The sequence below is a fragment of the Stenotrophomonas sp. YJH_SMC_29 genome, from assembly GCF_059371235.1.
In genome coordinates this window covers 35,287-49,887 of sequence record NZ_JCAFUK010000025.1, presented here as the reverse complement: position 1 = coordinate 49,887, position 14,601 = coordinate 35,287, and the positions used below count along the sequence as shown (strand labels likewise).

Annotated in this window: 9 protein-coding genes; 2 read left to right on the top strand and 7 right to left on the bottom strand. The window is 69.9% G+C overall.

Features of this window, described 5'->3' with window-relative positions:
• Positions 1–64: 64 nt before the first annotated feature.
• The 7 genes from glgX to glgA are packed head-to-tail and all read right to left on the bottom strand — an operon-like array spanning position 65 to position 12,194.
• Positions 65–2,185, bottom strand: coding sequence for a glycogen debranching protein GlgX (glgX, locus tag AC5P9I_RS20075; RefSeq protein ID WP_049468521.1), 2,121 nt, complete (start codon positions 2,183–2,185; stop codon positions 65–67).
• The gene (locus AC5P9I_RS20070; protein WP_074725295.1) at positions 2,172–2,342 is read right to left on the bottom strand and encodes a DUF2934 domain-containing protein; all 171 of its coding nucleotides are present in this window, start codon (positions 2,340–2,342) and stop codon (positions 2,172–2,174) included. The genes glgX and AC5P9I_RS20070 overlap by 14 nt, the downstream gene beginning before the upstream one ends.
• Positions 2,311–4,884 (bottom strand): malto-oligosyltrehalose synthase, encoded by a 2,574-nt coding sequence (gene treY / locus AC5P9I_RS20065; RefSeq protein ID WP_088475923.1) that lies wholly within the window; start codon positions 4,882–4,884, stop codon positions 2,311–2,313. The genes AC5P9I_RS20070 and treY overlap by 32 nt, the downstream gene beginning before the upstream one ends.
• The gene (locus AC5P9I_RS20060) at positions 4,881–6,725 is read right to left on the bottom strand and encodes a 4-alpha-glucanotransferase (RefSeq protein WP_088475922.1); all 1,845 of its coding nucleotides are present in this window, start codon (positions 6,723–6,725) and stop codon (positions 4,881–4,883) included. The genes treY and AC5P9I_RS20060 overlap by 4 nt, the downstream gene beginning before the upstream one ends.
• Complete coding sequence (treZ, locus tag AC5P9I_RS20055) at positions 6,722–8,440, bottom strand: malto-oligosyltrehalose trehalohydrolase (protein ID WP_049468516.1); 1,719 nt, start codon at positions 8,438–8,440, stop codon at positions 6,722–6,724. The genes AC5P9I_RS20060 and treZ overlap by 4 nt, the downstream gene beginning before the upstream one ends.
• On the bottom strand, positions 8,437–10,671 hold the full coding sequence (locus AC5P9I_RS20050; RefSeq protein ID WP_130767976.1) for a 1,4-alpha-glucan branching enzyme: 2,235 nt from the start codon (positions 10,669–10,671) through the stop codon (positions 8,437–8,439). Before AC5P9I_RS20050 ends, treZ begins: the two co-directional genes overlap by 4 nt.
• Entirely contained in the window at positions 10,668–12,194 is a 1,527-nt protein-coding gene (gene glgA, locus AC5P9I_RS20045; RefSeq protein ID WP_088475920.1) for a glycogen synthase GlgA, read from the bottom strand. Before glgA ends, AC5P9I_RS20050 begins: the two co-directional genes overlap by 4 nt.
• A gap of 439 nt (positions 12,195–12,633) precedes the next feature.
• On the opposite strand from glgA, the gene AC5P9I_RS20040 reads away from it, so the two are divergent.
• Together AC5P9I_RS20040 and AC5P9I_RS20035 are read left to right on the top strand one after the other, a co-directional pair.
• Positions 12,634–13,062 carry a PAS domain-containing protein gene (locus AC5P9I_RS20040; protein ID WP_049469642.1) on the top strand — a complete coding sequence of 143 codons (429 nt, stop codon included), beginning with the start codon at positions 12,634–12,636 and terminating at the stop codon, positions 13,060–13,062.
• Complete coding sequence (locus AC5P9I_RS20035) at positions 13,059–14,588, top strand: diflavin oxidoreductase (RefSeq protein ID WP_049469641.1); 1,530 nt, start codon at positions 13,059–13,061, stop codon at positions 14,586–14,588. Before AC5P9I_RS20040 ends, AC5P9I_RS20035 begins: the two co-directional genes overlap by 4 nt.
• The last annotated feature ends 13 nt before the right edge of the window (positions 14,589–14,601 follow it).

Sequence of the window (14,601 nt, the reverse complement as noted above, 5' to 3'; positions counted from 1 at the left end):
GGTGCGCCGGGCAATGGCCCGGCGCTGGCCACTCATCGCAGCACGCCCTGTACGCGCGCTGCCGTCAGGCGCTGCTGCTGGCCGCCAGCAGGCACAGGCTGCGCGGCGGCAGGGTCCAGCTGCCCGCCTCGTCCGGCTCCACCGGCGTCTCATCGGTCTGCAGCAGTACGCGCCGGAACGACAACGCCTCGTCCGAGACCCGGAACTGCTGCGGCTGGTCGCCGGCATTCAGCAGCAGTGCAAGGCTGACATGCCGCCCCGGCTCGCGCAGGCCGCTGTCGGGGCTGCGACCGTCCAGGATGATCAGCAGCGCCCGCAGCGCCGGATCGTGCCAGTCCGCCGCCTCCATCGCGCGGCCATCAGGGTGCCGCCAGTCGATATCACGCAGGCCGAGCGCTTCATCGTATTCACCGCGCAGGAACCGGTTCCTGCGCAGCAGGCCGTAGCGCCGCCGCAGCGACAGCGCGCGCCGCACGAACGCCACCTGCGCCTGCGCCGCCGGCTGCGCGGCACGCTCCCAATCGATCCAGCTCAGTGGATTGTCCTGGCAGTAGGCGTTGTTGTTGCCCTGCTGCGAATGCCCGAACTCATCGCCGGCCAGCAGCATCGGCGTCCCCTGCGCCAGCAGCAGCGTGGCCAGCAGGTTGCGCATCTGCCGCGCACGCACCGACAGGATCGCCGGATCATCGGTATCGCCCTCCACCCCATGGTTGCTGGAGAGGTTGTGCGAATGGCCATCGCGGTTGTCTTCGCCGTTGGCTTCGTTGTGGCGATCGTTGTAGCTCACCAGGTCATGCAGGGTGAAGCCGTCGTGTGCGGTCACCAGGTTGATGCTGGCCGAGGGTCGCCGGCCATGGTGATCGAACAGGTCGGCCGAACCGGTGAAGCGGGTAGCGAATTCCGGCAGCTGCCCACCATCGCCGCGCCACAGCGCGCGCACCGTATCGCGGAAGCGGTCGTTCCATTCCGCCCACCCCGGCGGGAACTGGCCCAGCTGGTAGCCCCCCGGGCCGATGTCCCATGGCTCGGCAATCAGCTTCACCTGGCTCAGGATCGGGTCCTGGCGCACGGCATCAAGGAAGCTGCCCGAAGCGTCGAAGCCATGCCGCTCACGGCCGAGGATGGTGGCCAGGTCGAAACGGAACCCGTCCACCCGCATCTCGGTCACCCAGTAGCGCAGCGAGTCCATCACCATGCGCAGCGCGCCGGCGTTGGTCAGGTCGAACGTATTGCCGGTGCCGGTATCGTTGATGTAATAGCGGCGATCATCGGCCAGGCGGTAGTAGCTGGCGTTGTCGATGCCCTTGAACGACAGCGTGGGGCCCAGCTCGTTGCCCTCGGCGGTGTGGTTGTAGACCACGTCCAGGATCACCTCGATGCCGGCGTTGTGCAGCCGCGCGACCATCTGCTTGAACTCGGCCACCGTACCCAGCGACAGGTAGCGCGGTTGCGGCGCGAAGAAGCCGATGGTGTTGTACCCCCAGTAGTTGCGCAGGCCGCGCTCGAGCAGCTGCTGGTCATCCACATAGGCATGCACGGGCAGCAGCTCGATGGCGGTTACGCCGAGGTCGCTGAGATGATCGACCAGCGCGTCGTGGCGCAGCGCGGAGAACGTGCCGCGCTCGGCCAGCGGGACGGCGGGATGCTGCATGGTCAGCCCGCGCACGTGCGCTTCGTAGATCACGCTGCGGTCCCAGGGCGTGGCCGGCGCACGTTCGGCGCCCCAGCTGAAGGCCGGATCGATCACGGCGCAGCGCGGCATGTAGCCGGCGCTGTCGCGGCGGTCGAAGCTGAGGTCGCCATCGCGATGGCCAAGGGTGTAGCCGAACAGGTGCGGCGCCCATTTCAGCTCGCCGACGATCTGCTTGGCGTAGGGGTCCAGCAACAGCTTGTGGGGATTGAAGCGATGGCCTTCCTCCGGCGCATACGGGCCATGCACCCGGTAGCCGTAGCGCTGCCCGGGCCGCACATCCGGCAGGTAGCCATGCCAGATCTCATTGGTGTACTCCGGCAGCGCGATGCGTTCCACTTCGCGGTTGCGCGCGTCGAACAGGCAGAGTTCGACCCGGGTGGCATGCCGCGAGTACAGCGCGAAGTTCACGCCCAGCCCGTCCCAGGTCGCCCCCAGCGGGAAGGGCCGCCCTTCGCGCACGCGCGAGGTCTGCGCCCATTTACGGCTGGCCATCGTTTTCCTCCTCGCCACGTGCTGCGGCGATCTCGGCCTCCACCAGCCGCTCGGCCATGTGCCAGTGCCGCTGCTGCTGGTCGTCCGGGCGCCCCTCGGCTTCCCAGATCTGGTGGGCCAGTGCCTCAATCCGCTGCCGTCGTTCCCTGCTGTCCATCCCTACCTGTCTCCTCGTTGATCCATATCGCCAGCGGGCTGCCAGCCAGAAGCCTGCCCACGTCTGCGGTTGCGTTGAAATGTTCGATGCGCCCGTCCAGAAGGTTGCGCATGGGGCCTGCCGGCAGCCCGCGCAGCGCCACGCCGGTGCCGACGTCGTGCACGGCGTGCAGGCCGGGACCGGGCATCGCCGTGGGCGAACCACGCCGCACGATCACCAGCAACACCTGTGCCTCGTGGCTGCGCGTGAACGCCAGCCACGGCGAGCGCGCGGGCACCGACAACGGCTGCAGCTGGCCGCGCAGGAACAGGTGCGGGTGCGTGCGGCGGCAATCCAGCAGTTGCCGCAGCAGGAATGCCTTGATGCCACCGTCGTGCCAGTCCTCCAGCAGCGCCGGCCACGCGCGCGTGTCGCGCAGCCACGCCTGCCGCGCCGGATAGTCCACGGCACGCCGGTTGTCCGGGTCCACCAGGCTCAGGTCCCAGCCTTCCCCGCCTTGGTAAAGATCGGGCACGCCAGGCAGGCAGTGCTGCAGGCACAGCTGCGCCAGGCCGTTGCAGGCGCCTGCCGGCGCGATGCGTGCGACGAAGGTCGCCAGCGCCTCGCGCACCGGCTGCAGGGGCGCTGCGTCCAGCAGCGCGTGCAGCCACTGCGCGGTGGCCTCCTCTACAGCCACGTTGGGGTCAGACCAGCTGCTGACCCGCTTGCCCTCGCGCAATGCCTTGGTCAGCCACTGCACCATCCTCGATTCGAAGTCGGCGCCGGGGGCACCGTGCATCGGCCACGCCGCCACGAGGGCCTGCCACAGCGCGTACGCCTCGGCACCCGGCAACGGCACCGGCATGCCGGCCGTGGCCGCCATCCGGCGCCAGCACTGGACCGCGTCCTGCCACTCCCTCGGGCAGGTGCTGAGCACCGCCAGTCGCGCCCGGCTGTCCGCGCCCCGCTTGTGATCGTGGGTGGCCAGCGCCAGCAATGCCCTGGGATGGCGACGCAGGCGCGCCGTGGCCTGTTCCAGCAGCGCGCGCCCCTGCATGCCCAGCCGCTGCGGATCACTGCCGACTTCATTGCGCGAGAGCAACCTGAAATAGCGATAGAACCCGGTGTCTTCCACCGACTTGGCATTCAACGGCGCGGCCAGTTGACCGAAACGCACACGCAGTGCGCGCTCGGCCTGCGCCTCGCCGGGAAGCACTGCCAGCAGCAGGTCCAGCGCCGCGCGTGCCGCACCGTCCAGCGCCTGGCGCGCTGCGGCGGCAGCGTCGGCCAGCGCCTTTCGTTCACCCGCCCCCTGCAGCGAATAGGGCCGGTAGGTGCGGTAATGCCCCAGCACTGAAGCCAATGCGCGGGCCAGCGCAGCCACTCCGATATCGGCTTCGGCCAGCCGCGGCTGCAGGACCTGCTGCGCGCTGCGCAGCAGCCGCTGGAAGTCGGCATGAAGGCCCTGGCGCAGCAACATGGCGCGGGCGTCCTGCTGGATCCGGTCGAAGCTGCGCGGGTCACCGCCCAGCGCCTGCCACGTGCGCGAAAGCGCGGGTGCAGCCGCCGGGTCGTGCAACCAGGCACCGGCCTGGTCCATGAAGTCATAGCCGGTGGTGCCGTCGCAGGCCCAACCGTCGGGCAGCTGCTCGCCCTCGGCCAGTATCTTCTCCACATGCAGGCTGACGGCCTGCGGCTCACGACCGCCGGCCGCGCAGGCGGCGTCGAGCGATTGACGCAGGCGCTGCAGGTACGCGCCCGGGGAGGACAGGCCATCCACGTGGTCGATGCGCAGGCCGTCCACCCATCCCTCGCGTACCAGCCGCAGCGGCAGCGCATGCACTGCGTCGAACACATCCTCGCGCTCCACCCGCAGCGCGGCCAGTTCGTTGATATCGAAAAAGCGCCGGTAGTTCACCTGATCGCCGGCCGTGCGCCACCAGGCCAGCCGGTAGTGCTGCCGCTGCAGCAGCGTGTGCAACCGTTCAACACTGCGATTGCAGCGCTCGGCCCACGCCAGCCACTGCGCGGGCTCCAGCGGATGGCTGCGCGGCGACAACGGCAATGCCAGCCCATGGTGGCGCAGCACGGGCCGCGCGTTGTCCACCACCACGCGCACCACGCCGTCGCGCACGGCGTCATGCAACGGCCGGTCCAGTACAGGCAGCCAGAGCCGGCCCTCGCAGCCCGGCGCCTCCCAGTCGATGTCAAACCATGCTGCGTGCGGGCTTCGTGGCCCGTGCATCAGCACATCGCTCCACCACGGGCTGTGCGGGGACGCCGCCAGATGGTTGGGCACGATGTCCAGGATCAGGCCCATGCCATGCGCGCGCGTCACTTCCGCCAGCTGCCGGAAGCCCGCTTCACCCCCCAGTTCCGGATTGATGCGAGCCGGGTCGATGCCATCGTAGCCATGCGTCGACCCGGGCATCGCCGCAGCGATCGGTGACAGGTAAAGGTGGCTGACGCCCAGCGCGGCGTAGTACGGCACCTGCGCGGCAGCCGCCCCGAGGTCGAAGCCTGCGTGCAGCTGCAGGCGCGCGGTGGCACGCAGCCCCGTCATTGCCCGGTCCTGCGGCGCGTGGCACTCAGGCGCGCCACCCGCGCATCGACAGCGTCAACATCCCACGTCGGCGGCAGGCGGCGGCGCCAGTTGGGATGGCCGTCGACGGTGCCTGGCAGGTTCACCTGTGCGCGACCGCCCAGCGCGTCTTCCAGCGGCAGCAACGCCAGCCGGGACGCCGAGTGGGCGACCAGTGACAGCGCCCTGGCGTCCAGCGGCGCGCCCTCGCCGCCGGCTGCTGCAGACAGTGCCTGTGCGTCGCTGGCGCGCGCGCGCAGCGCCGCTGGCAGGTCCGCCAGCTCGCCCAGGCGTGCACGCCAGCGCAGGTCACGCCCGCGCAGCCAGCCGGCCAGCGGCGGCAGATCATGGGTGGAGGGCATCGCCACTGCATCGCGGCGCCACTGCGGCGCCGGCAGGAAGCGCGCGCCGTTGCGGGCAAACGGCAGGACCTCGATGCCCAGAATGCCCCGGGCTGCCAGCCGCTGGCGCATGCCCGGCGGAACCACGCCCAGGTCTTCGCCGATCAGCACGCAGCGATGCCGCCAGGACTCCAGCACCAGCAGGTTGATCAGATCATCGAATGGATAGCGCAGGTACACCCCCTGCCCGGCGCCCGCGCCACGGGGCAGCACCCACAGCCGCAGCAGGCCCAGGATGTGATCGATGCGCAGGCCGCCGCGGTCGGCCATCACGGCGCGCAGCACGCGGAGGTAGGGTGCGAAGCCCTCCCGCTGCAACGCCATCGGTGACCAGCTGGTGATGCCCCAGGCCTGGCCGAGCGGATTGAACGCATCGGGCGGCGCACCCAGCTCAAGTCCCTGCAGCAGATCAGCCTCGCCGGTGCGTGCCTCCACGCCCTGCGGCGCGCAGCCCACGGCCAGGTCGGCAATCAACCCGATCGAGGCGCCCTGGTCGCGCAGCGTGGCGTGCACCTGCGCCCAGCCCTGCCGTGCCACCCACTGCGCAAACGCATGGTCGTCCGCGCTGCCGGTGAACCGGTCGGCGGCATGCTGGCAATAGTCCCGCAGCGGATCGCCCTGCATGGCACGCCAGGTTTCGATCTGCGCGTGCTGCGCCGGTGCCTGCGCTGCAATCCAGTGGCGAACCTGCCGCATCCAGCGCCATTTCACTGCCGCCGAGTGCGGCCAGTCGATGCGACGTGCGGCAGTCCCCGCTTCCACCGCCGCCGCCAGCGCCTCGTCCCCGCCCAGCACGCTGTGGGCAGCCTCGGGCAGCACCTGCGGCAGGGAGACCTGCAGCGGGTCGAGCCAGCGCCGGTCGCTGGGCGAATAGGGGCTGTAGCCCGGGCCCGGTGGCAAGCCGGCGTGCAGCGGGCTCAACGCCAGTGCGTCGCCGCCATGCCGGTGCAGCAGCTCGCTCCACCGTGCACAGCCGGCACTGTCACCGATGCCGGCATCGCCAGGGGCGCGCAGGCTGTACACCTGCGCCGACAGGCCCCAGCCGCGCAGCGTGCCCCGCGGCCACCAGGCACGCTGTGGCGCCACCGCAACCGCCTGTTCCCGGTCGCCCCGGCGCCACTGCCAGTAACCCGGCTGGTCCGGCACGCGCCAGCGGCCCTGCGCATCGGCACGGGCGGGCAGCGCTGTTCCCTGTTCATCCACCCAGCATGCCGCGCCGGCTGCCTCCGGCATCGCCAGCAGCTGTCCGCAGCAGGCCGTGCGCAGGCCAGCGTACTCGGGCACCGCCTCGCACTGCAGCCCCTCCAGCACGGCGCGCAGCACGTCCGGCGCGACCTCGCGCGCGGCACCGGCCACGTCGGTCCAGCGGACCAGCAGGCCCGCACGGCGGGCCGTTTCGCGCACCGCTGCATCCGTGCTCATGCGGCGATCCAGCAGGCCAGCACGCCGCCGCCTGCCGGCAGCATCCCGGCCGCGTCCGGACCCACGACGCAGTCGCCGGCCGGCACCGCATGCGCCACCGGCACAGGGCCCACGTTGATCGCGATCCACCATTGGCCCGAGGGCAACTGCCAGCCTGCCTGCACCGCGCCTTGGCCCAGCACGCGCGCGCCCAGCGACCGCGCCTGCGGCAGGCCCGGCTGCAGATAGCGCCTGCGCAGGCCGAGGAACTCACCCGTGCAGCGCAGCCAGTGCTGCGACCAAGGATCATCGCCAGGCGGCGGCGTGTACGACGCCTGCAGGGTCGCCGCATCGTTCGGGTCCGGAATACGCGCGCGCGCGGCGGCGTCGGCAAAGGCGCTGAAACCGGAGAACTCACGGCGACGCCCTTCACGCACCGCCTCGTCCAGCGGCGGCGCGTAGTCGGTGAAGAACAGGAAGGGCGATTGCACCTGCCACGGTTCGCCCATGAACAGCAGCGGGATCATCGGCGTCAGCAGGGTCAGTGCCAGCGCCGCGCGTAGCGGCGCAGGATCGGTCAGCATCGACAGGCGCTCGCCGAAAGCGCGGTTTCCCACCTGGTCATGGTTCTGCGCGAATACCACAAAACGCGCGGGCGACAGGTCGGCGCTGGGTTCGCCGCGGGGATCGCCGCGCAGGTCCGGTTCGCCCTGCCAGGCGAATCCCTCGGCCAGGCAGCGGGCCAGCAGTGCTTCGGCGCGACCGGCATAGGCCGCGTAATAGCCCTCCTGCTCGCCGGTCAGCATCACGTGCAGCGCATTGTGGAAGTCATCGTTCCACTGTCCCTGGTAGGCGCCGCGCAGCCACCGCGCCTGGTTGCGTTCGTTCTCCAGCACCAGGTGCGCGTGCGGGGCCACCGCACGTACCTCGTCGGCCAGCTGCTGCAGGAAACGGTCATCGTCAATGGCGTGCACCGCATCCAGGCGCAGTCCGTCGACGCCATAGTCGCGCAGCCACATCAGCGCATTGTCGATGAAGAACCGCCGCACCCAGGGCTGGCGGAAGTCGATGGCCTCGCCCCACGGCGTGCTGCGATCGTCACGGAAGAACCCGCGCGCGTAATCGCGCAGGTGGTTGCCCTGCGGTCCGAAGTGGTTGTAGACCACATCCAGCAGCACCGACAGCCCTGCATCGTGCGCCGCCTCGATGAAGGTCCTCAGCGCTGCCGGCCCGCCGTAGGCATGGGCCGGCGCATACGGGAACACGCCGTCGTAGCCCCAGTTGCGCTGCCCGGGAAACTGCGCGACCGGCATCAGTTCGATGGCGGTAACGCCCAGCGCCGCCAGCAGCGGCAGCTGCGCAGCCAGCGCAGCGAAGCCGCCGCCCGCTTCGATATGCACTTCATAGATCACCAGGTCCTGCCAGGCATGCCCGTGCCAGGCAGGCCGCGCTGCCTCCGTATCCAGCACCACCGCGCTGTCGCCGTCGAGGCCGTCCGGCTGCCAGCGCGAGGCCGGGTCAGGCACCTCCTGGCCGGAAGGCAGGCGGAACCGGTACCGGTCGCCGTGCGATGCCGGCGTTCGCAGCCAGTGGCAGCCGTCCGGGTCGCGTTGCATCGGTCGCTGCGTGCCGTGCAGGCACAGCGCCATCGCGACTGCGTCCGGTGCCCATACGCGGAACTCCACCCGGTCACCGGCCACAGGCCATGCGCCCAGGCGCGGCGCGACTGTCGTCATGCATCAACCTGCAGGTACAGCGTGGACAGCGGCGGCAGCGTGAGCCGCAGCGACTGGGCGTGGCCATGCATCGGCCGCGGCTCGGTATGCACTGCTCCAAGGTTGCCGCTATTGCCGCCGCCGTAGTACGCGCTGTCGGTGTTGAGCCGTTCGCTCCAACGCCCCGGTTGCGGCACGCCGACCCGGTAGCCCTCGCGCCGCACCGGGGTGAAGTTGCTCACCACCAGCAGGGTGCGGCCGCTGCCGGCAGGATCCCGGCGGATGAACGCGTAAACGCTGTTGCGGTTGTCATCGGCCACGCTCCAGTCGAAACCCCGCTCGTCGCGCTCGTCGCGATGCAACGCAGGTTCGGCGCGGAGCACGCCATTGAGATCGCCGAGCAGGCGCGACAGGCCCTGCCCCTCGTTGCTGGCCGCCTGTGCCCAGTCCAGCGCCGCATCGTGCGACCATTCGTGGCCCTGGCCGAACTCACCGCCCATGAACAGCAGTTTGCTGCCCGGGTGCGCCCACATGAAGCCGTAGTACGCGCGCAGCTGGGCCAGCTGCTGCGCCGGCTCGCCGGCCATCTTGGCCAGCAGCGCCCCCTTGCCGTGCACCACCTCGTCGTGGGACAGCGGCAGCACGAACCGTTCGGAGAAGGCGTAGACCAGGCCGAAGCTGATCTCGCTGTGGTGATGCGGGCGATGGACCGGGTCGCGCCCCATATACTGCAGGGTGTCGTGCATCCAGCCCATGTTCCATTTGTGGGTGAAGCCAAGCCCACCCTCCTCCACCGGCGCGGTCACCCCCGGCCATGCAGTGGATTCCTCGGCGATCACCAGCACGTCCGGAAAGCGCTCGCGCAGCGTCTGGTTCATCCGCCGCAGGAACGCGACCGCCTGCAGGTTCTCGCGTCCGCCCTGCTCGTTGGGTATCCACTCGCCCTCGGCACGGCTGTAGTCCCGGTACAGCATCGACGCCACTGCGTCCACGCGCAGACCGTCGATATGGAAGCGCTCCACCCACTCCAGCGCACTGCCGATCAGGTAGGCAGCCACTTCGTTGCGGCCATAGTTGTAGATCAGCGTGTCCCAGTCGGCGTGCACCCCTTCGCGCGGGTCGGCGTGCTCGTACAGCGCGGTCCCATCGAACCCGGCCAGGCCATGGGCATCGTTGGGGAAGTGCGCGCTCACCCAGTCCACGATCACCCCGATGCCGGCCTGATGGCAGCGGTCCACGAAGCGCGCGAAGGCCTGCGGCGTGCCGTGGCGCGCCGTCGGCGCGTAGATCCCCAGCGGCTGATAGCCCCAGGAACCGCCGAAAGGATGCTCGCTGACCGGCAACAGTTCGATATGGGTGAAGCCCAGCCCGGCCACGTACGGAATCAACCGGTCGGCCAGGGCATCCCAGTCCAGCGGCGCACCGTCGTCGCTGCGCTGCCAGGAGCCCGCATGCACTTCATAGATCGACAGCGGTGCGCGGGTTCCGGCCTGGCGGCGGGCCGCCAACCATGCGTCATCGTGCCACTGCATCGGCACAGCCGAAGGCACCCGCGATGCGGTCGCCGGTGGCAGCTCGGCCCAGCGCGCCATCGGATCGAACTTGTCGGGCATCACCCGGCCGTCGGCGCCGACGATGCGGAATTTGTAGCGGGCACCGGCCTGCACGCCCGGCAGGAACAGCTCCCACACGCCGGCGGTGTGACGCAGCCGCATCGGATGGCGTCGGCCGTCCCACCCGTTGAAATCGCCAACCACGGCGACCCGCCGGGCATTGGGCGCCCACACCGCGAAGCGCACGCCCGCAATGCCCTGCACCTGCGTCGGCACCGCACCCAGCTGCCGCGCCGCATCGGCATCACCGGCATGGAACCGCTGCAGCAGGGCTTCGTCCAACAGGGGACCGAACGCATAGGCATCGTGCACCTGCTCCACGCCCTGTTCGAAATGCAGGGCAAGCAGCGGTATCGCCGCGTCGCCGGCCGCGCCCTCGAACAGGCCGGGCAAAGGGCCGGGGGACAGGTCCCAGCGCCGCCCGTCGTCTGCAATCACCTCGACGCGCTGCGCGTGCGGCACCAGCACGCGCAGCTGGCGTCCGCCTTCTGGCTGGCGATGCGGGCCCAGCCAGGCGAATGCATCGGCCGGGCGTGCATGGACCAGGTCCTCCAGCGCCGGCGCGACACGCTGCTCCAATCCCGCCTCCGCGATGGTTTCATCCTCCAGGGCGGCCAGATGCAGGCTGTCGTGGCTCATGCGGCCACCTGGCAGGTCTGCTGGTACAACGCCAGGTAGGCGCGCCCTGCCGCATCCCAGCCCCCTGGCCGCAGCATGGCCGCGCGGCGCATGGCCTGCAGCAGCGCCGGCAGGCGGAAGGTGCGCATCGCCCGTTCCACGCAGCGGCGCAGGCCATCGGCATTGGCGCCATGGAACAGGAAACCGGTCACGCCGTCCTCCACGGTATCCACCAGTCCGCCGGTCGCGTGTGCGATGGGCAGGCAGCCGAAACGCTGCGCGTACATCTGGCTCAGTCCGCAGGGTTCGAAGCGCGAAGGCATCAGCAGAAAATCGGCGCCGGCAAACATCTGGCGGGCCAGCGCTTCCTCGAACCCGATGAAGGCGCCCACCCGCCCCGGGTAGCGCCGGGCCAGCGCCTGCACCTGCGCTTCCACCTGCGGCTCGCCACCGCCGATGATGACCAGCTGGCCGCCGGCCGCCACGATCTGTGGCGCCACGTCGCAGGTGATGTCCAGGCCCTTCTGGTGCACCAGCCGCGAGACCACCGCGAACAGCGGCCCGGTCGACGGCGCCAGCCCGAACGCCTTGCGCACCGCATGGGCGTTGGTGGCGCGCCCGGTCCACTCGCCAATGCCGAAGTGGGCCTTGAGATGGATGTCGCGGCGCGGGTCCCAGCTGGCGTCGATGCCGTTGACGATGCCACTCAGGTGCCCGCCGGCTGCGCGACGCGCCAACAGGTCATGCAGCCCGCAGCCGTCATCCGGGGCGGTGATCTGCTGCGCGTAGCGCAGGCTGACCGTGTTCAGCCGCGTGGCGTTGGTGATGCCGCCCTGCAGGAACGACATCTGCCCGTGGAAGTGCAGTTCATCCAGGTGTTCGGCCGGCACGCCCAGCACCGGCGCAAGCGCGTAGGGGAACAGCCCCTGGTAAGCCAGGTTGTGGATCGTCAGCAGGGTCGGCACGGCCGTCCGGTCCCAACGCACGTAGGCGGCCGCCATGGCCACCGGCCAGTCATTCAGGTGCAGCAGCTGCGGCGACCAGTCCAGCCCGGCACGCCCAGCCGCAATCTCCGCCGCCGCATGCGAAAGCGTGGCGAATCGAACCGCGTTGTCCTTCCACTCCTGCCCCTGCCCGTCCACGTAGGGCGAACCCTCACGCTCGTACAGCTCGGGCGACAGCAGGACGTAGATCGGAAGGCCGTCGGCTTGCACCGCCATGCCGACCGTGCACGCCGGCAGGCCGGCCCGTGCGCTGACCTGCCCCACCCGCTGCAGCTGTGGCAGGCGCTGCAGTACCTCCGGGTAGCCGGGCAGCAGCACGCGCGAATCACACGCACCGCGCACCGCACGCGGCAGGGCCGCAGCGACGTCGCCCAGGCCACCGGCCTTGACGAAGTCCGCCATCTCGGTGGCAACGAACAACACGCGCTGCACCAGTTCCGGCAGATCCAACGGTTGCGAGTGGCCGCGGCGGGTGCCGATCGGCACGGGCGTGACGGGAGAGATCGCAACGGGTGAAGCGGACTGGGCGGCGCGGGCCATGGGGATGATCTCGGATGCTTCAGGCAGACAGACGCCAGCGGCGCCCGGACGGGCGCTGAGGCTGGGAAGGAAGTCGACGCAGGACGTGGGGGACGCCAGCGAGAGGCTCAACAGGACAATAGCCCTCCATGCGATCAACCAACCGTGAAGCCATGGCGATTTCTTTGTGACAAGGCGTCATGAGCTCAGTACACATGACGCGCGCCCGCCCGCCGCCCGCGCCTCTCCTGTAGCGCCGGGCGCACGTTCGGCTGCGGGCAGTCCTGTTGCCGCTCGAGCCGAAATGGGCTCGGCTTTGCAGGGATTCTCCCTGCGACACCCGGTCGCAGCCCATCACGCCACGCGCTTGACCAATGTCAAACCACCGGCCGCCGCGCGGGCGTATCTCTATGCAGGACCCGAACACGCCGGCACTGCCGGCCTCTACAAGGATCCTGCGATGAGCTACTCCCCCGACAACGCCCAGCTCCTGAATGCGCTGCAGAACGTCATGGTGATCTCCACCACCGACCTGCAGGGCAACATCACCTACGCCAATGACCTGTTCTGCACCCTCACCGGATTTGCCCGCGAGGAACTGATCGGCCAGCCGCACAGCATCGTGCGCCATCCAGACGTACCCAAGGCCGTCTACAAGGACATGTGGGACACCATCAAGGCCGGCGGCACCTGGACCGGCATCGTGCCCAACCTGGGCAAGGGCGGCGTGCTCTATGTGGTCGATACCACCGTGCAGCCGCTGTTCGACGCCGAGGGCAACATCACCGCCTACATCAGCATCCGCCGCGTGGTGAACGACCTGATGCAGAACTACGACCTGGTCGAGTTCAGCAAGGAAAAGTTCGACGACTTCTACGAGGCCGCGTGAACGCCCTGCCGACAAGCATGCCCTTCAGCCGCCTGCTGGTGGGTTACGCGTCCGAGTCGGGCAATGCCCGCGCCCTGGCCCAGCGCCTGGGCGCGGGCCTGCAGCCGCATGGGCCGCAGGTACTCCCGTTCAACGACATCGACGTAGCCAGTCTCGGCCACGGCGACGTGCTGCTGGCGATTTCCAGCTCGTTCGGCGATGGCGAACCGCCGGCCAATGGCGAGCGCTTCTTCGAAACCCTGCGCCAGACCCCGACCTTGAGCGGCCTGCGCTACGCGGTGTTTGGCCTCGGTGACACCGGCTACCCGAGCTTCTGCGGCTTCACCAAGGCGCTGGATGCCGCGCTGAGCGAGCGCCAGGCGCAGCCGCTGTTGCGCCGCGTGGATGCCGACCTCGGCTACGAGCCGTTTTTCCAGCAATGGCAGCCGGTGCTCGGCCAGGTGCTGGATGGCGACCTCAGCGCTGGCCAGGACCTGCACCTGCAGGTCACCGCCTATGGTGAAGACAACGCCTTTGCCGCGCGCATCCTCGAACGCCGCCGCTTGAACAGCAGCGACCCGGCCGCGTGGCACCTGCAACTGGACATTGCCGGCAGTGGCATGGCCTATCGCGCGGGCGACACCCTGCACGTGGTGCCGGAGAACGACCCAACCCTGCTGCACGCAGTGGCCCGCTGGTACGGCGATACCACGGCCGTGGCCGCCCTGCGCGACCGCGAGCTGCGCCTGCTGAGCAAGAGCGTCCTGCGCGAGCTGGCCCGGCTCGGTGGCAGCGAAACGCTGAAGGGCCTGCTGAAGGTCAGCCAGAAGCGCGAGCTGGACGCCTACCTGCACGGCCTGGACCTGCTGGACGTGCTGCAGGACCACGCCACCCGGGACACCGTGCCGCTGCCCCGGCTGCGTGAACTGCTGTCACCGCGGCTGCCGCGTGCCTATTCAATCGCCTCGCACCCGTGCGACGACCAGCTGAGCCTGTGCGTGCGCGAAGTGCGCTACCCCCTGCGCGGCCGCGAGCGCTTCGGCACTGCCACCGGCAGCCTGCTGCACGGCGGCGGCCTCGCCCGTGTGTACTGCCGTTCCAACCCCGGCTTCCACCTGCCCGATACCGGGCACGCGCCGTTGCTGCTGATCGGCACCGGCACCGGCATCGCACCCTTGATGGGCCTGCTGCAGGAGCTGCAGGCCAGTGCCTGCGAGCGCGAAGTGCACCTGGTGTTCGGCGAGAAGCATCGCCAGCACGACTACCTGTACCGCGACCAGCTGCAGGACTGGCACACGCGCGGTGTGCTGGCCGGCCTGCACACCGCGTTCTCGCGCGATGGCGCCGACAAGGTCTATGTGCAGCATCTACTGCAGCAGCGTGCCAGCGAGGTGCGTGATGTGCTGGCCCGCGGCGGGCATGTGTACCTGTGCGGCAACAAGCGCCACCTGGAAGGCGCGGTACGCGAGGCCATCGATGCCGTCGCCGGTGCAGGCCAATGGGACGCGCTGCGGGGCGAAGGCCGCACGCACTGCGAGTTGTATTGACCCGTACCACTGG